The organism is Bacillus sp. FSL R5-0712 (assembly GCF_038593285.1).
Taxonomy (GTDB): domain Bacteria; phylum Bacillota; class Bacilli; order Bacillales; family Bacillaceae; genus Bacillus; species Bacillus safensis.
Genome location: NZ_CP151981.1, coordinates 2,992,852 through 3,015,419, shown reverse-complemented (window position 1 = coordinate 3,015,419; position 22,568 = coordinate 2,992,852). Strand labels below are relative to the sequence as shown.

Genomic DNA, 22,568 nt, shown 5'->3' with positions numbered 1-22,568 from the left:
GGGGAGATACGTTCATGAAGAAATTGATGACGGCAGAAGATTTAACAAAGATTGTTTCTGTTTCCCATCCGGTTTATTCACCAGATGGACAAAAGGCAGTCTTTACAAAAGTCACTGTGAATGAGAAAAAAGACGATTACAACATCCACTTATGGGTTCGAGATGAAGAGACAGAGGAGCTGGCACAATGGACATTTGAGGATGGAAAGCATCATCAGCCAGTTTGGTCAAAAGACGGCAGGCAGCTTGCTTTTATTTTACAAAAGCCAAAGGAAGTCCCTCAGCTGGCGCTCATGAAGAGCAAAGGAGGCGGCGTGCGAACCTTAACGACGATTCCTTACGGAGTATCTCATCCTGTTTTTTCTCCAGATGGTGCTTTTCTTTATGCGGCTGTGTCATTGAAACAATCAGAATCTGTTCATGATGAAAAAAAGGAAGAGCAAGATGACTTTGCTCCAGCGGTATATGATGATTTGACCTATAAAGCAGATGGAAGAGGCTTTTTAGATGGGCGTGTCACGCAGATCGTGAAGGTAGATATCGATTCAGGAGAGATAGAGCCTGTCACGAGCGAGCAGGTTCATCATATGAATCATACGATTTCTCCTTGCGGCAAATGGCTTGCCTTTATTCAATTAAATCCACAGATACCTTACATAAGTGACGTGTGTCTTCTGTCATTAGAAGATGGTCAGACAAAAAAGATCACACAAGCAAACGGCGCTTATTCCACCGTATCTTTTTCTCCAAATGGAGAGAGTCTTTTGTATATTGGACATGAGCGCGAATTTCAAAATGCTACCTTCCCATCACTATGGCTGTATGATCTGAAGGAAGAAAAGACGGTTCAACTGTCAGAAATGCTGGATATGTATGTTGGGAACTGTATGGCAGGAGATAGCGTGATGGGAGAGGTCTATCAGCTTCCGCAGTGGACAAAGGACAGCCAAGGGTTTTATGCGCTTGTTTCTGATCAAGGCAGTACAGGAATTTATTATTTCTCTATTGAAGGTTTAGCCTATCCTGTTCGACTAGAGGCGGAACATATCACCAATTTCAGCCTTCATCCAAATGAATCCAAATTGCTGCTCAGCCGGCTTTCACCTGTCTCACCAAGTGAGCTGTATGAGATGACATTAGGGGAGACAGAACTAAAGCAAATCACATTCGAGCATCATGATTTTCTAAAGGAGCATATCGTATCGGAACCTGAACCATTTTCTTTTCAGTCAAAAGATGGAGACGAGGTGCATGGCTGGTTTATGAAGCCTTCCAAGATGGAAGAGGGAAAGAAATATCCGCTCATTCTAGAGGTTCATGGCGGACCGCATGCCATGTATGGTTATACGTATTTTCATGAATTTCAAATGCTCGCTTCTGAAGGCTACGCCATCGTGTATATCAACCCGCATGGCAGTCATGGGTATGGACAGATGTTTACTGACCGTGTGAGAGGAAACTATGGTGACGTTGATTATGACGATGTCATGCAGGCTGTTGATCATGTGCTCAAAGCCTATGATTTCCTTGATGAAACAAGGCTTGGCGTGACAGGCGGCAGCTATGGCGGTTTTATGACCAACTGGATTGTTGGTCAAACCGACCGCTTCCGTGCAGCTGTCACACAGCGTTCCATTTCAAACTGGATTAGCTTTTATGGCATCAGTGATATCGGTTATTTCTTTACAAGGTGGCAGATTGATGGGGATATTTATGATTCTGTCGATAAGCTATGGGATCGTTCGCCACTAAAATATGTGAAGCAGGTGAACACGCCGCTCCTCATCTTGCACAGTGATGAAGATTATCGCTGCCCAGTTGATCAAGCAGAGCAGCTTTTTGTGGCCTTGAAGGAGCTTGGGAAAGACACAAGATTGGTCAAATTCCCGAAGGCATCTCATGATTTATCCAGAAGCGGCCACCCGGGGCAGCGTATTCAAAGACTGACTTTTATAAAGGAATGGTTTAGAGAAAAGCTAGCCTAATAAAAAACGACCCTTCAGCGTGCTGACAAACCCTCGCATTCGGTGTCAGTTCAGCGTGCTGGTGCTCACGAATAGAAAATTCGCTCCGCGCCAGTACTCGTCCTTCCTAGACTTCAAGGGTTTTCATATCACGCTGAAAAGAAGACAAAGGGCTAAAGCCTCTGTCAATCATGAAAAAAACGACCCTAATTGGGTCGTTTTCATGTCATATATGAATTAGAAAACCTGTTCAACTTCTACAACGCCAGGCACTTCTTCTAATAATGCGCGCTCAATACCGGCTTTCAATGTAATGGTTGAACTTGGGCAGCTGCCGCATGCACCAAGAAGACGTAATTTCACAATGCCATCTTCAATGTCTACAAGCTCACAGTCTCCACCATCACGTAATAGAAATGGACGAAGTTTGTCCAGTACTTCCTGTACTTGGTCTTTCATTTCGACTTCAGTCATTAGATATAATCGCTCCTTTCACAACATATCACCATTATATTCATCTGGACGATAAAAATCTATTGATTGGTTTCAAAGTTTCCTTCTCATTATAGCACAATCTCATCTTGAAACAAAAAGTGATTTTGACTTTTTTCATCCAGAAAATTCAGCTAAAATGAAGAAAGAATAGGGGGCTTGTCAAATGAACAAAACCGTCGATCTTTATGTATATGGAAGAGATGTCTTGTGCGCTAGCTGCGTGAATCTGCCTTCTTCAAAAGATACGTTTGAATGGTTAGATGCAGCATTAAAACGAAAATATCCGAATCAGCCATTTCGCATCACATATATTGATATTGAGCACCCGCCAGAAAATGAACAGCAAAAGGAATTGTCTGAACGAATTCTTGATGATGAATTCTTTTATCCGCTTGTCTTAGTAGAGGATCAAATCGTTGGAGAGGGCAATCCGAAATTAAAAGACATTTATCAAGAAATGGAGAAATACGGGTACAGGGAGAGCAGTGAATAAGCTGTTCTTTTTTTGAGAAATATAAACGAACGAGTGTTCCTATTTTGGGTTGAAAAAGAACGTTTGTTCGTTTATAATGAAATGAAAGGAGCGTGAGCATCATGAATTATTTACTGAAACAATCTCTTCATCAGCAAACACCGATTGAGATGATTTATATGAAGAAAAATGGAGAGTGCACGAAGAGAAAAATCATTGTCCACCGTGAGACGGATCAGTTTATCCAAGCGTATTGTTTATCGAAGAAAACGATGAGAACCTTTCGTAAAGACTGCATTCTTGCCCTTGCTCCGATCAAATGGACCAACTCATCGGCACATGCCGTTTCATAGAAAAAAGCTCCCTCGTCACGAAGGAGCTTTGAGAAAAAATTCACATAATTTTAGCCGTTGTGATGCTTATACATCCAAAGCAGTCCAGATTTCAGAAGTCTTGGCACCCTGCCAACAAGTGGACGATCTGCCACTAAGCCAAATCCGGCTTTTTTCCCTAATGAACCTAAAACACCTTTTAGCTTAAACTGTGGATAAGCCTCAGGAAGCGGCTCATTTTTCCAGCGTTTTTGCAGAGATTGGACAATTTGTTCTGCCTGCGCCTCAGCAAGCTGTGCACTTGGGGCATGCGGCAGACTTGCGCAGTCACCTACGACATATACATGCTCATCCCCTGGGAGATTGTGATGAGGAGTTAATACGACACGGCCTTGTGCGTCTTTTTCAACATCCATCTCTCGTACCACTTTGCTTGGCTGTATTCCTGCTGTCCACACGATGACATCAGCTTCAATCGCGTCATCATGGTTATAAACAAGACCTTCTTCAACCTTTGTAATATTGGCACAGTTAATAATCTTTACGTCATTTTCTTCAAACCACTTTTGCACATACAAACTTAATCTTTTTGGGAAGCTTGATAGAATCAGCTCTCCGCGGTCAAAAAGAATAATGTTTAAATCAGCACGGCTTTCTCTTAATTCACTGGCCAGCTCTACCCCGCTAAGTCCAGCACCGACGATGCCAACCGTTGCACCTGCGCTCAAATTGTTTAATTTGTTATACGCATGTCTTGACTGATCAATGGTTTGAATGCTGTATGTATGTTCTTTCGCACCAGGGACATTATGATACTTGTCCTCACAGCCGAGTCCAATCACCGTATCATCATACGGAATCGGTTCACGGTCGCTGAATAAAATCTGTTTGTTTTCAATATCAATTTTTTCTACTTCCCCGTATTGAATATCCAGCTTCGGATGCTCTGGAAAAGATACTCGAATGTGATGATCAGAGATCGTTCCAGCAGCAAGTGCATAATATTCTGTTTTTAAACAGTGGTAAGGATTTCGATCAATTAATGTGATAGTGACATCATCAGGTAATTGATTTGGCAATAAGCGGTGGAGAACCCGCATATTCCCGTAACCTCCGCCGATCAAGACTAAATTTTTCATGACGATTCTCCTTTTCCCCGTAGACATTGAAAAACACTTATACTAAAAAACTTTAAGTTAAAATACCAAATAAAATTATATCGAATTTACTGTGAAACCACAATAATTGTTTCAAAATAACCTACATATTCATCAGTTAGTCCCAAATAGTAAAACATTTTAAGAGGAATAGGCGTAACGATACAGACGAAGCTCATATTTTGACTAATACAAGGAATTTCGGTAGGATGGTAAGGCAATGTGAGGTGAAGCACAGTGTTTCCACTGATCGAATTTTGTGTAAGTAATCTTGCACAAGGGTCTCAAGAAGCAAAAGAGAAGCTTGAAAAAGACCCAAACCTAGACGTAATGGAATACGGCTGTTTAAGCTATTGCGGCAAATGTATGGACTCCCCATTTGCACTTGTGAATGGAGAATTTGTTTCAGGAGAAAATGCAGAGCAGCTAGTCGAGCGTATTTATGCTTTTATAGAGGAAAACGACATGTTTTAAATGCACCACATGGGTCATGAGGTGCATTTTTTTCACATTTTCATCTTCCATTTTTAAGGAGAATCAATAGAAAGCGCATCCAATATGTTATGCTAATAAAATATCATCAATATGAAATATCACACGAGAGAAAAAGAGGCATATGCATAATAAAAGCCCTTTGCCATGGCAGCAAAGAGCTTCTATGTATGAAAAACGGGGGATGATAAGATTGTCTCCTGAATCGACTCCTTTTATACTAAAAAGAAACAACATTTTTGGAGGAAGCTCATGACATCATTTCAATTCACGAAAATGCACGGATTAGGAAATAATTATATTTACGTCAATCAGATGAAGGAACAGCTTCCAGAAGAGCAGCTATCAGAGATAGCGATCCGCGTTTCTTCTGTTTATACAGGAATCGGTTCTGACGGGATGATCCTGATTTGCCCATCAGATGTTGCACCTGTGAAGATGCGCATTTTCAACAATGATGGATCAGAGGGCAAAAACTGTGGTAATGGGCTGCGCTGCGTTGCAAAGTATGTGTATGAGCATCAAATTGTAACGGACACAACGTTCCAGATTGAGACATTGTCAGGACTCGTTGAAGCGACCGTTCACGCTCAGGATGGTCACGTTCAGCTAGTCACAGTAGATATGGGAAAACCACGTTTTGAAAAAGAAGCAATGCCGATGCTTGGTGAACCGGCTAGCACAACGGTTAATGAGCTGCTTGATTTTGGTACTGCGAAATTAAATGGAACGGCCGTTTCGATGGGAAACCCGCACATCGTTTTTTATTTAGAGGACATTGAAAAAGCGCCGCTTCATACACTTGGGCCGATCATCGAAAAACACGACATGTTCCCTGAAGGCGTCAATGTAGAATTTGTTGAAGTTGTCAGTGAAACAGAACTTCATTTTCGCGTGTGGGAAAGAGGTTCAGGAATTACCCAGGCTTGCGGAACTGGGGCCTGTGCTGCGGCTGTATCCACAATTGTGAATGGTCAGGCAAAAAAAGAAACAGACATGACCGTTCATTTAGCAGGCGGAGACCTCATCATTCGTTGGAAAGACAATGACCACGTGCTCATGACAGGACCTGCTGAAACGATTTGTGACGGCACATTTTATCTCTAAACCATTTATTTGAGAAAAGGCATCATCACGTTTATAATTGAAAAGAAACATCCAGTCAAAAGGAGGGATGATCATGAGTACACCAGTAACCATTACAGAAGCTGCTGCACTGCAGATTAAAGATATGATGAAAGAACATGAAGAAGAAAATGCGTTCCTTCGAGTGGGCGTAAAAGGCGGCGGCTGCAGCGGTCTCTCATACGGCATGGGCTTTGACCATGAAGTCTCAGAGAAAGACACGCAGTTCGAGCAGCACGGCATCAATGTCCTTGTCGATTCCGAAAGCCTTGATATCATGAACGGAACCATCATTGATTTCAAACAATCACTAATGGGTGGCGGTTTCACGATTGACAATCCGAACGCTATCGCGTCATGCGGATGCGGTTCTTCGTTCAGAACAGCAACGAATACCGGTACGCCGGAAGAGTGTTAAGGGTTAAAACGATTCATTCTGTAAAACCATTTGTATAATGAAGACCTCCTCATATTAATCATTTTCTTGAGGAGGTTTTTTGTGTTGTTTTTGAAGATGCATAAAAAGGACATGACTTCAATCACTCAGCACGTCCTCTTTATAAAGATATTTAATTAGAAAAAAGCTCGCAGTTTCTTAGTATTTCCTCTGTTCATCTTCCACATCTTTTCAAAAGGTTTCATCATGGTGTGTCGGAAAAAATGTTCTTTGTTGTGTTTCGTTGAGAATAACATTTCGTATTAATCGATTGTATTCTCAATCATCATTTTCAAAGCTGTTCCCTCTTTTATGAAGAGTAGTAAAGACTTTCATCGCTTCGCTCATAAATGATGCCAAGCCCTCACCATAACGATCTATATTCTTTGTGAAACGTTCATCTTGAATATAGAGTTGGCCTAAACCGTAAAAAGCATCAAGAGAGTAATAACGAAAGTTTTCGTTTAAAAAGTCGTACCATTGTTTGATGACGATTTGCACCTCTTTGGATTTAGGGGATTGGCTGCGAAGAGAGGCTAGTTTATTCAATATGCTATCCCAGCTATCAGATAATTCAATTTGTTCATCTTTAGACAAATGATTTAGTTTTGCGCTGACTTCATCAACAGCTTGATTTCCCCAACGGTGACGAGCTTCTTCTTCATATTGGCTAAAATTCATATTCATATTCTCAAACCTTTCTTTATAGGTGTATTGAGTTTCTCCCGTTAAATGCTGTAGCGTCTTATCAATATTTCCGATCATTTTATCGAGATTATTTCGTTTCTCTACTAACATTTTTCTTTGTAGCATAAATGCTTCTTTCTTATTAAATGAAGGATTGTGCATCATCTTTTGGATTTCCTTCAATGGAAATCCAAGTTCCCTGAAAAATAATATTTGCTGCAATGTTTCAAGGTTTTCTTCTGAATAGAGCCGATAACGATTATCTGTGACTTCACTTGGAGTCAATAAACCAATCTTGTCGTAATGATGAAGTGTACGAATGCTAATACCAAATAATTCAGCCACTTCTTTTACTTTCATTTCAATTCACCTCTCTTGATATCCACTATAAAATATGACGTTGCGTTAGGGTCAATCATCTTTTTAAAAATTTATATCATTGTTGATCTTGTTTGAAGCAGCGGATTCAAGGAGCTATGTTTTTTTTCGCAAATCGCTCAATTTTGTTACAGCTGGCCCGAACAACTGGCTATTTCCACTCGAAAAGAGTATCATGAGAACCAAACATAAACTGTAGTGAGAAAAGAGGTTGCTGAGGTTTGAGTGAACAAATCAATTGCAGGAACTGTCATGAACTGATTCCGTATCGTTCCAAAACGTGTCCATCTTGCGGGATTGAGAAGCCGCTTCCGAAAAAGGAACGTGTGAAGGATCGGGTGATTTTGGTTGTGGCAGGAATTGTTGTGGTGCTGCTTGCTGCAATGGTGCTTGGAATGGCAAATGCCTATATTGGGGTTTTTAAATAAACGAAAAAAGGAGTTCCGCGAGTGGGAACTCCTTTTTTGATCCGTTCTTATTTGTTTTCAAATAAGCTTGTGGAATGGAGAGGCTGTACACGGGCTTTCGGGTCCATGTAAGCTTTCGCATTGTTGACAGCAGTTGGTGCTTCACCAAATCCGCTTGCAATCAATTTGACTTTTCCTTCATACGTACAGATGTCTCCTGCCGCATAGAAGCCTTCAATGTTTGTTTCCATTGTAGATTTCACCACGATGGAGTTCTTTTCGATTTCAAGGCCCCATTGTTTGATTGGTCCAAGGGAGGAAACAAAACCGAAGTTGACGATCACGTCGTCCACATCAAGCACTTGTTTTTTGTCGCCTTTGACTTCTTCGAGCACGATTTGTTCAATGCGGTCTTCACCAATGAGCTCAGTTGGTACATATGGTGTTAGTACATTGACTTTCGAGTTGTGCAGGTTTTCTACACTGTGCTCATGTGCGCGGAATTTATCGCGGCGGTGAATAATGGATACTTCTTTTGCGATTGGTTCAAGCATAAGTGCCCAGTCCACCGCAGAGTCTCCGCCCCCAAGAACGGCAACACGTCTGCCGGCAAATTGGTTCAAGTCATTAATGAAGTAATGCAGGTTGCTTCCTTCAAATGATTCTGCTGAATCAAGTTCAAGCTTTCTCGGTTGGAATGCACCGTTACCAGCTGTGATGATAATTGTTTTAGAATAATGAATCTCTTGATTTGTCACAAGTTTAAAGATCCCATCTGCCTGCTTTTCAACCGTTTCAACTGCCTGCTCTAAGCAAATGGTTTGATCGAATTTATCCATTTGTTCCTTTAAGTTATCAACTAATTCTTGTGCGCGGATTTTTGGAAATCCAGCCACATCATAAATATATTTTTCAGGGTAAAGAGCGGATAGTTGACCGCCGAGCTGAGGAAGGCTTTCAATGATTTTCACACTTGCCTGTCTCATGCCTCCGTAAAACGCAGTAAACAATCCAACGGGGCCGCCCCCGATAACGGTAATGTCATATACCTTAGAATCTTCTTGCATTCCTTTAATCCTCCCAAATGAAAATTGTTATCACTATATCATATCATACCACATATCGTCGTTTGACTTGTTTTGAAAAACTTGTCGTTTTTTGATGCCGAAGCTTTAGAAAGGAGGAAAAAGTGAGAAAGACCGTTTATCATAAGGATTTTCAGTTTAAAGCCTTGAAAATTGGAGCAGAACTCGCTATTATTGTTAAGGGAACTAAATATTAATTTTTTATGAATTTTTGTCGGATACGGTCAAATGCTTTCGTTTTATGTAGGTGAAAGTTCAGATTTTCACATACTTATTTTTTTGTTTAAATTTCATAAAATGCCGCAAAGCGGTTGAGAATAACGATATGTAATTCTTTATCCGTTTTACAGCAAATTTAAAAAAGGTGGATGTGATTCCAGTGAATAAACCGAAAATCGTTGTATTAGGTGCAGGTTATGGCGGATTAATGACTGTAACAAGATTAACAAAACAGCTTGGCACAAATGATGCGGACATTACTCTTGTGAACAAGCATAATTATCATTACGAAACAACATGGCTTCATGAAGCAAGTGCAGGTACTCTTCATCATGACCGCTGTCGTTATCAAATCAAAGATGTGATTAACAGTTCCCGTGTCAACTTTGTACAAGCAACAGTTGAAAGCATTGATAAGGAAGCGAAGAAAGTTGTGACATCAGATGGCGAACTTTCTTATGACTACCTTGTTGTTGCACTTGGTGCTGTTCCTGAAACATTTGGTATTGCAGGACTGAAAGAATACGCATTCTCAATCTCTAACATCAACTCTGCTCGTCAGCTTCGTGAGCACATTGAGCTTCAATTTGCGACGTATAATACGGATGCTGAAAAACGTCCAGAGCGTTTGACAATCGTTGTCGGCGGCGCAGGATTCACAGGTATTGAGTTCCTTGGTGAGCTTGGAAACCGTGTGCCTGAGCTTTGCAAAGAGTATGACATTGATCAAAAAGACGTGCGTATCATCTGTGTAGAAGCTGCGCCAACAGCTCTTCCTGGATTCGATCCAGAATTGATCGACTATGCGATGAACTACCTTCAAGGTAAAGGTGTTGAGTTCAAAATTGGTACAGCGATCAAAGAATGTACACCTGAGGGGATCATTGTTGGAAAAGACGATGATACAGAAGAAATCAAAGCTGCAACTGTTGTTTGGGCAGCAGGTGTACGCGGTAACCCAATCGTTGAAGAAGCTGGTTTTGAAAACATGCGCGGCCGCGTAAAAGTTTCTCCAGACCTTCGTGTACCAGAAAATGATGATGTCTTCATCATTGGTGACTGTTCATTGATTATCAATGAAGAAATCAACCGTCCATACCCACCAACTGCACAAATCGCTATGCAGCAAGGTGAAACAGTAGCGAAAAACCTTGCAGCACTAGTAAAAGGCGGTTCTCTTGAAAGCTTTAAGCCAGACATCAAAGGAACAGTTGCTTCTCTTGGTGAACACGACGCTGTAGGTGTTGCGTTTGGTAAAAAACTTCAAGGAACAAAAGCTTCTGCAATGAAGAAAATCATCGACAACCGTTCTTTATTCATGGTTGGCGGACCAGGACTTGTTTTGAAAAAAGGAAAATTCAAGTTCTTCTAAACCATCATAGACAAAAACGTGTATCCTCGTGATACACGTTTTTTTATAAGTTGTGGTATATTTTCTCACTTGGTCATTGACGGCAAAATATGTTATGATGAATTATCAGAAAATTTAGATTAAGGAGTGAGCAATATGAATGCACAAACAAAGGAAAAAACATCAATCTGTCAATATTGTTCAGGAAAAGGGTATTTTCAGCTATTGCTCGGCGGATCTGAAACGTGTGAGGAATGTAAAGGGACAGGAAAGAAGCGTTAATCGATCTGCTTTTTCCATTGATTGACTTCATCTCTATTTCCAAGTTAAACTAATGATGGGATATTTGGGGGTGGAGATGAAGTGATCAGTTTACCAGTCGTTATCATTTCAGTTATTTTATTTTTCGTGTTATTCTTCGGCATTGGCTTTTTGCTCAATATGCTGCTGAGAATGTCATGGATTATGGCTATTTTATATCCAATTGTATGCCTTTTCATTATTAACAATCAAAAGATGATCGCTTATGTAAGAGAGCCTGGCACTGCTTTTTCAGGAATAGGAGACCGGATCGTCTCACTCGCTGCGGCAGATATCATCATCTTATTAAGCGGCCTGATCGGTGCAATCACATCAGGTTTTGTCATTAATGCACTTCGAAAAAGAGGGTATCAAATGTTTTAACTCACTTGTGGACACGCAAGTGGGTTTTTTTGTTTCTCCTTTGCATAGTTTCCATTTTGTTTGGAAACAAATAGATGGGTAGAGGAGTGACAAATAGAGATGAAAACATGGATGAAACGATTGTTCATGACCGCCCTATTCATGCTTGCACTTTTGACAAGCTTTACGGGCATATCTGGAGTCGAACCAAGTGATTTAGCTGTATGGGTGAAAAAAACCGATGCGGGCAAGCAAGTATCTTCTTTTTTTCAGCAGCAAAAAAGGGAAACGATCGCACTCAAAAGTGAAGATTCGCGGGCTGTTTCTCTCGAAGAAGCCTTTAATTGGAACGATTACCCGAAACAGAAAGTTGTTGCAACCGGCTATACAGCAGGTGTGGAATCAACAGGCAAAACGAAGGAACATCATGCATATGGCATTACATATTCAGGCGTCAAAGTGAAACGTGATTTATACTCAACAGTGGCAGCCGACCCATCTGTTTTTCCGATTGGAACGGTGCTGTTTATCCCAAACTATGGCTACGGTGTGGTTGCAGATACCGGGAAAGCCATTAAAGGTCATAAGCTTGATTTATACTATGAAACCGTTGATGATGTGTATAGAGAATGGGGTAAAAAAGTGCTCGATGTGTATATCATCAAAAAGGGTGAAGGGACGTTAACGGAAAAAGACTTAAATCAGCTTAATGAAGCAGAATCGATGCAAGTATTCCGTCAGCAGTTTCAAGCCAATAAAGAATAAAAAAGCTTTGGGCCGTTTAAGGTCCAAAGCTTTTTCGCTTCTACATGAAGTAATAATCTAAGATGAGTGTCAGCAAGATCCCTGTTAAACCGCCGAAGAAGACTTCAATCGGCTTATGACCAAGAAGCTCTTTTAATTTCTTTTGCTTTTCTTTTTCTTCCGCATTCGGGAAATTCTTTGCTTCGGAAACAAATCGGTTAAAATCTGTTACGAGCTTGTTGAGAACAGTCGCCTGTTCTCCTGCCTGTCTGCGAACACCTGTCGCATCAAACATTGTAATAATGGCAAAGATGGCGGAAATGGCAAAGATAGATGTATCTAGCCCGTGCTCTAAAGCCACTGCTGTTGAGAGTGCTGTTACTGCTGCGGAGTGTGAACTTGGCATTCCGCCTGTGCTTGTAATGAGCGACCAATCTAGTCGTCTAGAAATGATAAATTGAATCGGTACTTTTACAAATTGAGCAAAAAAGATGGCTGCAAGGCTGGCAAGCAGCGGAAAATTCGTCAGTACGCTCATGAACAAGAAACATCCTCTCTTTAAGAAAAAATATCGTGCGAAATGATGGACTAAAAATCCTAGTATGATGAAAAAATGATAGCAGTAAAAAATGCTGCCAAGTCCATGTTTATTATAACATTAAAGAAAGTAGATGTGGAACGAGGAGAACAAGGACAGGCTGCACAGGTTTTCGCCGCTTTTTCATGATGCCCCTCCGCGTGTGAAAATATAAATGTTCATCAAGTAAAGACAGACTGGCAATGATCGTATAGGCACGCAAATTTTGATATAATAGAAGTTCCAATGTGAAAAATGGAGTTCATTAAGGAGCGTGTGATAAATATGTTTTTCTCGACAAATGAATTGCAGCATAAAGATACACTGGCGATCGGACTTTTTCAAAAGAGCCAATTATCAGGAAAAACAAAAGAAATGGATGAATTACTTGAAGGAAGAATCACTGAATTATTAAAAGAAGGCGACATTTCATCCAAACGAAATCAGCTTTCGAAATTTTTCCCATCCCCTGAAACAGGCATCAAACGCATTTATTTTGTCGGGCTTGGGAAGGAATCAGATTACACGTTTGAAGAGGCAAAAGAAGTGTTTGCCCATTTATTCAAAAAGCTTCATCAAGATAAAAAGCAAGCGGTTTCTGTCTTGCTGGATACGTTTATTGGAAAGGATCTGCCAGCTCAAGATGCAGCCCATGCCCTTTCTGAAAGCTGCCTTTTAGCTACATATGAATTACAGGATTTTAAACATAAAACAAATGAACCGGATCGTTTTATCGAGTTTGTTTATGCAACGACAGAGCATGATCAAGCTGAAATTCAGGCGAGTTTGAAAGTCGGCGAAGTGTACGGACAGTCAGTTAATTCGGCTCGTACCCTTGTGAATATGCCGCCAAACATGCTCACATCTTCTGATCTGGCTTCGTATGCGGCAGAGCTTGCATATAAATATGAATTTGAGATTGAAATTTTAGATAAAGAACAAATGGAAGAGCTCGGAATGGGCGGTATTTTAGCCGTCAATAGAGGCTCAACAGAACCGCCAAAACTCATCGTATTGAAATATCAAGGCAAGGAAGAATGGACAGACGTCATCGGCCTTGTCGGTAAAGGCATCACGTATGATACCGGCGGCTATTCTTTAAAGCCAAGAGCGAGTATGGTTGGCATGAAAACAGATATGGGCGGCTCAGCCTCTGTTCTAGGCGCAATGGAAATCATCGGCGAACTTCGCCCAGAGCAAAATGTCATTGCGGTCATCGCCTCAACCGATAATATGATCTCGGCAGACGCTATGAAGCCGGACGACGTGATTGTGTCACTAAGCGGTAAAACAATCGAAGTGCTCAATACGGATGCAGAAGGCCGTCTTGTTTTAGCAGATGGGGTGACATATGCGAAGCAGCATGGTGCCTCTGTCCTTGTAGATGTGGCCACATTAACAGGCGGTGTCATTGTGGCGCTTGGAAATGAGACAACAGGCGCGATGACCAATAACGATGAGCTGTACGCTCAGTTTAAAGAAGCATCAGAAGAATGCGGTGAAATGATCTGGCAGCTGCCAATCACGGAAAAAGATAAGAAACGAGTACGAAACAGCAAAATGGCGGATCTCAATAACTCACCAGGCCGTGATGGTCATGCGATCATGGCAGGTGCTTTCATTGGCGAATTCGCAGAGGAGACGCCTTGGGTTCACTTAGATATTGCAGGAACTGCAACAACAGAAAAACCTTCATGCTTTGGACCAACAGGGGCAACAGGGGTGATGGTGAGATCACTCGCAACATTTGTGGAACGATTTGAAGGAACAAAATAAAGGAGAAGGCTCTGCCGAGTGGCAGGGCTTCAGATTGTTGACAAAGAGCTAAAATGAACTTTATTTTAGCTCTTTGTCTTTTTCTTTTCAGCGTGATAGAAAGCCTTTGAAGTCTAGGAAGGACGAGTACTGGCGCGGAGCGAATTTGACATTCGTGAGCACCAGCACGCAGACCTGACAAAGAATGCGAGGGTTTGTCTACACGCTGGGCTCTGCCAAGTGGCAGAGCTTTTTTATGTAGGACATACGCCATTTGACGAAGTTTTTTTTCTATGGTAACATACGTTGGTACTTTAATTATCTACTACATTAGTAAACTAAAGGATTTCGGGGGTTTCACCATGAATGCAGTTGTTTTAGCGGTTGTTTTAATGTTGATATTAAGCTTGCTGCGGGTCAATGTCGTGATTGCGCTGGCAATAGGTGCTTTAGCTGGCGGACTTGCAGGTGGATTAGGCTTGGGAGGAACAGTGGACGCCTTTACGGACGGACTCGGAGGAAATGCAACAGTGGCGATTAGTTATGCGTTATTAGGAGCATTTGCTGCGGCACTGACGAAAACAGGTCTTCCAGATGCCATGGTTGAAGGAGCAGTGAAGCTTCTAGGAAAAGAAGGCGATTCAAGACGGAAAACACTATCAAAAGTGCTCATCGTTCTTGTCATTTTGATCGTGTCTTGTTTTTCACAGAACGTCGTTCCTGTTCATATTGCCTTTATCCCAGTCTTAATTCCGCCGTTATTAAAGGTGTTTAACGAGCTTCAGATTGACCGCAGACTGCTAGCGTGTGTCATGACCTTCGGACTCACTGCACCATATATATTACTTCCAGTCGGTTTTGGACAGATTTTCCACGGAATGCTTCGTGACAATATGAAGGAAGCGGGTCTGACTGTAAACTTAGCAGATATTCCATATGCCATGCTGATTCCTGTTGCGGGTATGGTTCTTGGATTGATCGTTTCCATTTTTGTGTATCGAAAGCCGAGAGTATATGAGGATCGTGAAATTACAGATGTAGAAAAATCGGCTTATACGAAAAAAAGCTTATTCTTTGCCGGTCTTGCTATTCTCGTTTCGTTGATTGTCCAGCTTTATTTATCGCAAAGCCTTGGTGTGGAAGGAATGATCTTCGGTGCACTCGCAGGACTGCTTGTCTTGTTTGTGACTGGAATGATGAAACGGGATGAAGCAGATGAACTGATTACATCTGGAATGAATATGATGGCATTTATCGGTTTTGTCATGCTTGTTGCGGCTGGGTTTGCCAATGTTTTAACAAAAACAGGAGACATTGAATCTCTTGTCAAAGCATCTTCCCAATTTATCGGAAACAGCCACAGTCTTGCGGCGATTTTAATGCTGCTCGTTGGTCTGCTTGTGACAATGGGAATCGGATCATCATTTGCAACGATTCCGATTATTACAACCATCTTTGTTCCACTTTGCTTACACTTAGGTTTTAGTCCAATGGCTACCATTGCCATTATTGGCTCTGCTGCGGCTGTTGGAGATGCAGGTTCACCTGCAAGTGACAGTACGCTTGGACCAACATCTGGATTGAATATGGATGGACAGCATCACCACATTTGGGGAACTTGTGTCCCGACTTTTATCTATTATAATATTCCGCTTGTTCTGTTCGGCTGGCTGGCGGCGATTATTCTGTAAAATGAAAAGCTTGTAGAGAAAACAATGATGTTTTTTCTATAAGCTTTTTTGTTGTTCGCAGATGAAAAAATAATTAGGACAAAAGTACGAATTAAATGAATCTTTCTTTCTCTATCTTACGTATATATGCTGATAAAAATGAAAAGGGGAAGATGGGACATGTCATTTTTTAAAAAGCTAGCGGCAAGTGCAGGAATTGGTGCGGCAAAAGTAGATACCATTTTAGAGAAAAACGCTTATTATCCAGGACAAGAAGTAACGGGAACTGTCCATGTAAAGGGCGGAAAAATTGCTCAGGAAATCCGCCATATCAATGTTAAAATTGAAACACAGTATGTGATTGTAAAAGATGATGAAGAGCGTAGAAAATATGCAAACATCCATTCTGTACGGGTGGCGGATTCTTTTACCATCCAGCCTGGAGAAAAGCATGAATTTCCGTTTTCTTTTATTCTTCCTATCGATACCCCGATGACGATCGGAAAAGTTGAAATTGCAGTGGAGACAGACCTTGATATCCAAGGCGGAATCGATAAATCAGACTATGACCGCATTTTCGTTGAAGCACACCCTTGGGTGAGAAATGTACTGGAGGCCACTAGCAATCTAGGCTTCCACCTGAACGAAGCAGACTGTGAGCAAGCACCTTACTTCCAGCGGCGCCTGCCATTCGTCCAAGAATTCGAGTTCATTCCGACATCAGACTACTATCGCTATATGCTTGATGAGTTAGAGCTGATTTTTCTGATAGATGAAGGCGGATTAGACATTGTTTTCGAAGTCGACCGTAGAGCAAGAGGCCTGAGAGGCTGGCTTGAGGAGATGTATAATGATGGGGAACAGCTTGTACGCTACCGCTTCAGTCCATCAGATCTTGAAAATGTAGAAGTGCTTGAAGGAATGCTGGAAGAAATCATAGATCAATACGCTGAGTAATGATGAAAAAGAGCCTGAATGAAGACAGGCTCTTTTTTCTATGATACAGCTTCTTGTTTTCGAAAGGATGTGGCTTTGGATACAGAGCGATAAATTTTAGGTGCCAGTATCGCAAGTAATATAGTCAATGCGTAGTCTTTTACCATAAACCAGATCATAAAGAACCATGTGGTTTGATAGGAAATCGGTGCATTGAGCCATACATTTAATGCGAGGTATGTATAGGTCGTTCCGATCACATACATCACGGTCGTACCAGCAATGGCTGCAAGCAAAAAGCGGCCAAAGCCAGGGTTTTTTCTTTTTTCTAGAATGAATCCGGCAAGCCAGGCAGCAGGGATGTATGATAATACAAAGCCGCCGCTTTTGCCTAAAATGACCCCAAAGCCCGCAGAGAACTGGGCGAATACAGGCGCACCAGCAATTCCAACCAAGGCATAGACAATCATAGCTAATGCGCCAAGCCGTCTGCCGAGTAAGAGACCAGCAAGCACACAAAAAAACGGCTGCATCGTAAGTGGAATTCCGCCGACCTGTAAAAATGGCACAATGGATGTGATATTGGCTCCGATAGCCATGAGTGCAGCAAACATTCCCACTAGCACAAAGTCAGCAGTTCTTGTCTTCTTTTGCATGATGTTTCCCCCTGTCTTATCTGTACAAATAGATTAAGGGGAAGAAGGATTTTTGTCAACTTATTTTAATTTTAGGTTAACAATAAAACCCGCCCATCAATAGGGCGGGTAGCTGATTAAGCTTCGGTCATAAAAGAGGCATCGATGGCTTTGCTGACAGGTACGTAATCATAGCCGAGATCACGAGCGACCGCTTCGTACGTGATATGTCCGTTCATCACATTGACACCTTCTGCGATGGCATTGTTTTCTCTAATAGCTTTTGCAGCGCCTTTATTCGCAATTTGCAGCGCATATGGAACAGTGACATTCGTTAACGCAACAGTTGATGTCCGCGGAACGGCACCTGGCATGTTGGCGACAGCATAATGTAAAATGCCGTGTTTTTCATAAGTAGGCTGATCATGGGTTGTGATATGATCAATGGTTTCGACAATGCCGCCTTGATCAATCGCTACATCCACAATGACAGAACCAGGCTTCATTTGTTTCACCATTTCTTCTGTCACAAGCGTTGGTGCTTTGGCACCAGGAATCAGCACAGCACAAATGAGAAGGTCTGCCTCACTGACTGAATCTGCAATGTTGACAGGATTGGACATTAACGTTTTCATTTGATGGCCAAATTGGTCGTCCAGCTGACGTAGGCGTTCTGCGTTTACATCAATCAGGGTGACATCTGCGCCAAGTCCGATCGCCATTTTCGCTGCGTTTGTTCCAACAACACCGCCCCCAATAATGGTGACCTTTCCTCTTGATACCCCTGGTACACCTGCAAGTAAAATACCCTTTCCGCCTTTTGGCTTTTCTAAAAATTGAGCCCCAATTTGAGCGGCCATTCTGCCCGCTACTTCAGACATTGGTGTGAGAAGAGGGAGTGTTTTTCCGTCCGTTACTGTTTCGTAAGCAATGGCTGTAACGCCTTTTTGTTTTAATGCTTCAGCCAAGGAGGGCTCTGCGGCTAGATGCAGGTACGTAAATAAGATGAGTCCTTCTCTGAAATAAGGATATTCCTCAGGTAATGGTTCTTTTACTTTCATGATCATATCAGAAGATGCCCATACATCTTTCGCCTGATCAAGAATCTCTGCACCAACAGATACATAATCGTCATCAGTGAATCCGCTTCCAAAACCAGCGTTTGTTTCAATTAAAATCTGATGTCCAGCTGAAAGCAATTGAGAAGCTGCTCCTGGTGTTAGAGCCACTCGGTTTTCATTGTTCTTAATTTCTTTCGGAATGCCGATGATCATGTTTATTCCTCCTATGCTTATCTATTGATATTGTATGTCTAGTGTATCCGGAAAGTTTAGAAAATTCTTCGGTTGAAATAAAAAATAAAAAAACGCCTCTTTGTGAAATTTCACAAATGGACGTTTTTTAGTTTCATATCAAGGTAGATGGTCATTTTCTCATTCATGTTTTTTAAATCAATTTCTGCGATGTCTGTAATCCGTTTTAATCGATAATTTAAGGTATTGATGTGGATGTTTAATTGCTTTGCGGCAATATTGGCATTGCTGTCACAGTCAATAAACCGCTCAAGGGTTTCGACAAGGTTGGAATGATGCCTCAGGTCGTAATCCTCCAGCTTTGATAAAGAGTAACTGGAGTAAGAAGAGCCCTTTCGCTTCTCAGCAAGCACATCGAGATATTGATAAATGCCTAGTTCAGAAAAGCTGTTTAAACGTTCAGTTTCAACTGGAAAGCGTTCTTTCGTCTTTAATACAGCCAGTGCTTCTTTATAGGAAGGCTGAATTTGAGAGATGTTATCGTAAATTCCTCCAATTGCTGCCTGAACATGCTGAATATGATACCGGTCCGCAAGCTGCTGCAGCATGCCGCTTGTGAATTGCTTAATATCTTGAAGCGGATGTTCTGTTTTTGGTGAGACAAGAATAATGAATTCGTGAAAATCAACAGTCGTTAACAGTACCTGTACTTGCTGTGTTGTTTCAAGCAGATAGGACAGCTTTTTTTCTGTTTCCTCTGTGAGTTCGTCACGAAGACGGAAGATGATGATGGCATATGTGTCTGGACATCTGATGCCAAGCCTTAAAAATAGGTCAAGCATCTCATCCTTTTCATGAATATGACCTGTGAGCATCTTCCAGAAAAGCTCCTGATTACGTTCTTCTGTTTTCGTTTTTCGAATTTGTAAATTGAGTAATTTGTTTTTCACGGCATGCGCTGCCATTTTGAGAAGGTCCATTTCTTCTTCTGAAAAAGGCTGTGCGGATTCAATCGCCCAAATAAATCCGAGCACTTCTTTGTCCTTCCAGATCGAAATGGCGACCCTGCTAGATAAACCCACCTCTGCAATTTGAGGGACACGAAGCGGTTCGTCTGTTTTAAGGAGTGTAGGAATGATGCCGTCCTTCCAAAGCCGATTAATGACTTTTTCCGGTACCCGGCGGGAGATAATGGTTGAAGTTCTGGCGGGATCAGTAAAATCATTGTGTGTGCTATATGCCAATAATCGATGATGAGTATCTTCTATAGTAATAGGGCAATTGAGCACATCACTAATTTGGTCTGCCACATCCTCTAAACGATCAAGACTATACTTAAACGGATCTGTCTTTTTTGTCATAAAAAACCCCTGCTTTTTCGAATATTTCACGTACTTACATTATGAAGAGAATGAGGTACGTAAATCAACAAAAAACTGCCATAAACTTAAAAAAACAAAAAGTGTGAGAAGCAAGTAAATGCATGTTGAAGCACGCTGAAAAAGAAATAGTACAATAATAACGTAGTAAAAAATCAATAGGCGGAAAGATCCACCGAAGCAGGTGGATACTTATTATGAATATATGACCAAAAAAATGTTAAATACTAGATAAAAAGCGAAAAAACAGTAATTCTATAGACTCATTTTGTAAAATAAAAACAGATTTGTTTGACTGTGTATCATTTCTGTTTTTATAATAATAACGTCAAAAAATAAGTGGATTAGCCCATTATATGGCGGCTATGCACGGGAGGTAATGAGGAATATGTCAGGAATTATTCGCGTAACCCCAGAAGAACTAAGAGCGACCGCTAAGCAATATGGTGTTGAAAGTCAAGAAGTGTTAAACCAAGTTGATCGTCTAAATAGAATGATCTCTGATTTAAAAGGAATGTGGGAAGGTGCTTCTAGTGAAGCATTTGCTGATCAATACGAACAGCTTAAGCCTTCATTTATCAAAATGTCTGATCTATTAACAGATGTCAGCAATCAGCTTGATCAAACGGCAAATACACTTGAAAGCACTGACCAAGACATCGCAAGCCAAATCCGCGGCTAATCAAAGGGATTTCCTTTCTAAGTGTGAAAAGCAGAAACAGCGCCGAGTCTGTCAATGGATGCCGGCGCTCTTTCTATTTTGTGAGGTGGAAATTTGTGTATATCGATATTACCATCGACTTAAAAAATTATGATGGCAGTGTGTTTGATTTGAGACTATCAAATTATTTACATATTAAACAAGTCATCCATATCGCCTGGCAGGCAAAACAAATCTCACTTCCAAAGCGAGAAGGCGGATGGGTGCGGGTAGTCAATAAGAAAGCTGTGTTTTCAGGCGAATATAAGCTGTCAGACTGTGGAATTACCACAGGAGACAGGCTGGAAATACTATGAAAGGACTTTTGTAAATGGCAGATAAAAAGAGTTCCTATTTAGAAGAACAATTAGAAGCAGTCATGAAAAAAGAGGGAGGCACCTATACCTTTATTTTTCAAAAAGAGACGATTAAACTCTTAGACGGTTTAGAAGCGGCACCGATCAAAGACATCAATCCTTCATTTCAGAAAGAGATTCAATTAACTGAAGATGAGGTCATCATTTCTATACAACCGCCTCCTGCCTATCAGGAATTTCGTTTCATCCATGCAAAGGATGAAAAAAGCAAATGGATTTTTTCATACCAGCTTGTCGATGCAGTTCTTAAACACGACGTGAAGCGGCTGCATCCTATTGTTTCTCCTGAAAACATTGTTTTTCATCAAGGCCTAGCTCCTGCATTTTTGCATTATGGAGTCAAAGAAAGCATCCCGCCATATGAAACCGATGAGCATCGCCTGTTAAAAGAGGTCAAGGCTGTCGTTCTTCGAGTGGTTGACCATGAATATCAATTTCAAGAATATGTGGCTTACAATGAAACGTTGAAATTATCGGAGCTGGCAAAAGATATTAGTGAAACGAAGTCGCTGGAAGAATTGTCAGCTTTGATTGAGCAAAAGATCAAAGCAATCGATGCGAAAGAAAAAACGCTCTTAACCATTCCTAAAAAGAAATGGAAGATCGAGCGATACATCGGATTAGGTCTGCTTGTCCTGTTAATCCCTGCATTGGTGTACACCATTTACACCTTCTTTTTTGCCATGCCAAAACAAGAAGCATACGTCGAGGCAAACAAATATTATCTCAATAAACAGTACAGTCAAGTGGTGGATACGTTAGAGAAATATCCAGCCAATAAAATGCCAGTCTCTCTACAATATGAACTGGCCATTTCGTATGTACAAACGAACCAAGGCAGTTTGTTGCTTGATCAGCATAAAAAAGAAATCACAGAAACGTACACATTGCAGACAGATCCGCAATACTTCCTATTCTGGATTCATATTGGACAAGGCAATAGCAAGGAAGCACTTGATATTGCACGGGTGCTTGGAGACGACAGGTACATATTTACGGCACTCGTCGCCTACCGCAATGAAATTCAAAACGATGACAGCCTTTCTGCTGAAGAAAAACAAAAACAGCTAGATCCGATCATTAAGGAAATGGCGAAATATGAAGAAAAAGAAACAACCGAGACAAGCACAGGTGACTCCTCAGACGCAAGCCAAACAGATGAAACAGCTGAACAAAAAGAGCAGTCAAAAGCCGATCAAGAGAAAAAAGAGAAAGAATCTGAAGCGAAAAAGAAAACCTCTCAGACAAAAAAAGATGAGAAAAAATAATTCTTTCGATA

At 41.3% G+C, this 22,568-nt stretch carries 24 protein-coding genes and 1 pseudogene; 17 read left to right on the top strand and 8 right to left on the bottom strand.

The features are described 5' to 3' along the window. Positions 1–14: 14 nt before the first annotated feature. On the top strand, positions 15–1,985 hold the full coding sequence (locus tag NSU11_RS15635; protein ID WP_024423359.1) for a S9 family peptidase: 1,971 nt from the start codon (positions 15–17) through the stop codon (positions 1,983–1,985). A gap of 216 nt (positions 1,986–2,201) precedes the next feature. On the opposite strand, the pseudogene NSU11_RS15630 reads toward NSU11_RS15635, so the two are convergent. After that, a pseudogene (locus NSU11_RS15630) lies at positions 2,202–2,501 on the bottom strand (NifU family protein). A gap of 121 nt (positions 2,502–2,622) precedes the next feature. Here NSU11_RS15630 and NSU11_RS15625 point away from each other — a divergent pair. Continuing rightward, positions 2,623–2,952, top strand: coding sequence for a YuzD family protein (locus NSU11_RS15625; RefSeq protein ID WP_024423358.1), 330 nt, complete (start codon positions 2,623–2,625; stop codon positions 2,950–2,952). A 101-nt stretch (positions 2,953–3,053) separates the two neighbouring features. Further along, on the top strand, positions 3,054–3,284 hold the full coding sequence (locus tag NSU11_RS15620; RefSeq protein ID WP_024423357.1) for a hypothetical protein: 231 nt from the start codon (positions 3,054–3,056) through the stop codon (positions 3,282–3,284). A 50-nt stretch (positions 3,285–3,334) separates the two neighbouring features. Here NSU11_RS15620 and NSU11_RS15615 read toward each other — a convergent pair whose 3' ends face one another. Further along, on the bottom strand, positions 3,335–4,402 hold the full coding sequence (locus NSU11_RS15615) for an NAD(P)/FAD-dependent oxidoreductase (protein WP_024423356.1): 1,068 nt from the start codon (positions 4,400–4,402) through the stop codon (positions 3,335–3,337). Between the two features lie 255 nt (positions 4,403–4,657). Here NSU11_RS15615 and NSU11_RS15610 point away from each other — a divergent pair, with 255 nt between their 5' ends. The 3 genes from NSU11_RS15610 to NSU11_RS15600 all read left to right on the top strand — a co-directional run bounded on the left by NSU11_RS15610 (position 4,658) and on the right by NSU11_RS15600 (position 6,455). Next, positions 4,658–4,894 (top strand): YuzB family protein, encoded by a 237-nt coding sequence (locus NSU11_RS15610; protein ID WP_008346813.1) that lies wholly within the window; start codon positions 4,658–4,660, stop codon positions 4,892–4,894. A gap of 270 nt (positions 4,895–5,164) precedes the next feature. Beyond that, positions 5,165–6,019 carry a diaminopimelate epimerase gene (dapF, locus tag NSU11_RS15605; protein WP_024423355.1) on the top strand — a complete coding sequence of 285 codons (855 nt, stop codon included), beginning with the start codon at positions 5,165–5,167 and terminating at the stop codon, positions 6,017–6,019. Between the two features lie 73 nt (positions 6,020–6,092). Further along, a complete protein-coding gene (locus NSU11_RS15600; protein ID WP_024423354.1) occupies positions 6,093–6,455 on the top strand; it encodes an iron-sulfur cluster assembly accessory protein in 363 nt (120 codons plus the stop codon). 297 nt (positions 6,456–6,752) lie between these two features. Here NSU11_RS15600 and NSU11_RS15595 read toward each other — a convergent pair whose 3' ends face one another. Then, positions 6,753–7,520 (bottom strand): MerR family transcriptional regulator, encoded by a 768-nt coding sequence (locus NSU11_RS15595; RefSeq protein WP_208945965.1) that lies wholly within the window; start codon positions 7,518–7,520, stop codon positions 6,753–6,755. Between the two features lie 239 nt (positions 7,521–7,759). Between NSU11_RS15595 and NSU11_RS15590 the strand changes: the two genes are divergently transcribed. Next, complete coding sequence (locus NSU11_RS15590) at positions 7,760–7,966, top strand: hypothetical protein (protein ID WP_024423352.1); 207 nt, start codon at positions 7,760–7,762, stop codon at positions 7,964–7,966. A gap of 47 nt (positions 7,967–8,013) precedes the next feature. On the opposite strand, the gene yumC is transcribed toward NSU11_RS15590, so the two are convergent. After that, positions 8,014–9,012 carry a ferredoxin--NADP reductase 2 gene (gene yumC / locus NSU11_RS15585; RefSeq protein WP_024425964.1) on the bottom strand — a complete coding sequence of 333 codons (999 nt, stop codon included), beginning with the start codon at positions 9,010–9,012 and terminating at the stop codon, positions 8,014–8,016. A 391-nt stretch (positions 9,013–9,403) separates the two neighbouring features. Between yumC and NSU11_RS15580 the strand changes: the two genes are divergently transcribed. From NSU11_RS15580 to NSU11_RS15565, 4 genes are all read left to right on the top strand, one after another. Beyond that, on the top strand, positions 9,404–10,621 hold the full coding sequence (locus tag NSU11_RS15580) for an NAD(P)/FAD-dependent oxidoreductase (RefSeq protein ID WP_024423350.1): 1,218 nt from the start codon (positions 9,404–9,406) through the stop codon (positions 10,619–10,621). A gap of 135 nt (positions 10,622–10,756) precedes the next feature. Continuing rightward, the gene (locus tag NSU11_RS15575; RefSeq protein WP_157834354.1) at positions 10,757–10,882 is read left to right on the top strand and encodes a YuiA family protein; all 126 of its coding nucleotides are present in this window, start codon (positions 10,757–10,759) and stop codon (positions 10,880–10,882) included. An 81-nt stretch (positions 10,883–10,963) separates the two neighbouring features. Then, entirely contained in the window at positions 10,964–11,284 is a 321-nt protein-coding gene (locus NSU11_RS15570) for a YuiB family protein (protein WP_024423349.1), read from the top strand. 99 nt (positions 11,285–11,383) lie between these two features. After that, entirely contained in the window at positions 11,384–12,028 is a 645-nt protein-coding gene (locus tag NSU11_RS15565) for a 3D domain-containing protein (RefSeq protein WP_024423348.1), read from the top strand. 40 nt (positions 12,029–12,068) lie between these two features. Here the strand turns inward: NSU11_RS15565 and NSU11_RS15560 are convergent, their stop codons facing one another. Continuing rightward, positions 12,069–12,545 carry a divergent PAP2 family protein gene (locus NSU11_RS15560; protein WP_024423347.1) on the bottom strand — a complete coding sequence of 159 codons (477 nt, stop codon included), beginning with the start codon at positions 12,543–12,545 and terminating at the stop codon, positions 12,069–12,071. 324 nt (positions 12,546–12,869) lie between these two features. Here NSU11_RS15560 and NSU11_RS15555 point away from each other — a divergent pair, with 324 nt between their 5' ends. From NSU11_RS15555 to NSU11_RS15545, 3 genes are all read left to right on the top strand, one after another. Next, positions 12,870–14,360 carry a leucyl aminopeptidase gene (locus tag NSU11_RS15555; RefSeq protein ID WP_056765881.1) on the top strand — a complete coding sequence of 497 codons (1,491 nt, stop codon included), beginning with the start codon at positions 12,870–12,872 and terminating at the stop codon, positions 14,358–14,360. A gap of 341 nt (positions 14,361–14,701) precedes the next feature. Next, the gene (locus NSU11_RS15550; protein ID WP_342493660.1) at positions 14,702–16,030 is read left to right on the top strand and encodes a Na+/H+ antiporter family protein; all 1,329 of its coding nucleotides are present in this window, start codon (positions 14,702–14,704) and stop codon (positions 16,028–16,030) included. Between the two features lie 159 nt (positions 16,031–16,189). Further along, entirely contained in the window at positions 16,190–16,966 is a 777-nt protein-coding gene (locus NSU11_RS15545; RefSeq protein WP_197172932.1) for a sporulation protein, read from the top strand. 38 nt (positions 16,967–17,004) lie between these two features. Here NSU11_RS15545 and NSU11_RS15540 read toward each other — a convergent pair whose 3' ends face one another. From NSU11_RS15540 to NSU11_RS15530, 3 genes are all read right to left on the bottom strand, one after another. Beyond that, positions 17,005–17,601 (bottom strand): biotin transporter BioY, encoded by a 597-nt coding sequence (locus NSU11_RS15540; protein ID WP_042968120.1) that lies wholly within the window; start codon positions 17,599–17,601, stop codon positions 17,005–17,007. Between the two features lie 116 nt (positions 17,602–17,717). Beyond that, positions 17,718–18,854 (bottom strand): alanine dehydrogenase, encoded by a 1,137-nt coding sequence (gene ald / locus NSU11_RS15535; protein WP_025094176.1) that lies wholly within the window; start codon positions 18,852–18,854, stop codon positions 17,718–17,720. A gap of 110 nt (positions 18,855–18,964) precedes the next feature. Continuing rightward, the gene (locus tag NSU11_RS15530; RefSeq protein WP_024423341.1) at positions 18,965–20,194 is read right to left on the bottom strand and encodes a PucR family transcriptional regulator; all 1,230 of its coding nucleotides are present in this window, start codon (positions 20,192–20,194) and stop codon (positions 18,965–18,967) included. 406 nt (positions 20,195–20,600) lie between these two features. Here NSU11_RS15530 and NSU11_RS15525 point away from each other — a divergent pair, with 406 nt between their 5' ends. The 3 genes from NSU11_RS15525 (at position 20,601) to essB (ending at position 22,557) form a co-directional block, all read left to right on the top strand. After that, positions 20,601–20,894 (top strand): WXG100 family type VII secretion target, encoded by a 294-nt coding sequence (locus tag NSU11_RS15525; protein WP_003213769.1) that lies wholly within the window; start codon positions 20,601–20,603, stop codon positions 20,892–20,894. A gap of 95 nt (positions 20,895–20,989) precedes the next feature. Continuing rightward, complete coding sequence (locus tag NSU11_RS15520; protein WP_003213579.1) at positions 20,990–21,229, top strand: EsaB/YukD family protein; 240 nt, start codon at positions 20,990–20,992, stop codon at positions 21,227–21,229. A 14-nt stretch (positions 21,230–21,243) separates the two neighbouring features. After that, positions 21,244–22,557 carry a type VII secretion protein EssB gene (essB, locus tag NSU11_RS15515; RefSeq protein WP_024423340.1) on the top strand — a complete coding sequence of 438 codons (1,314 nt, stop codon included), beginning with the start codon at positions 21,244–21,246 and terminating at the stop codon, positions 22,555–22,557. Positions 22,558–22,568 lie beyond the last annotated feature (11 nt).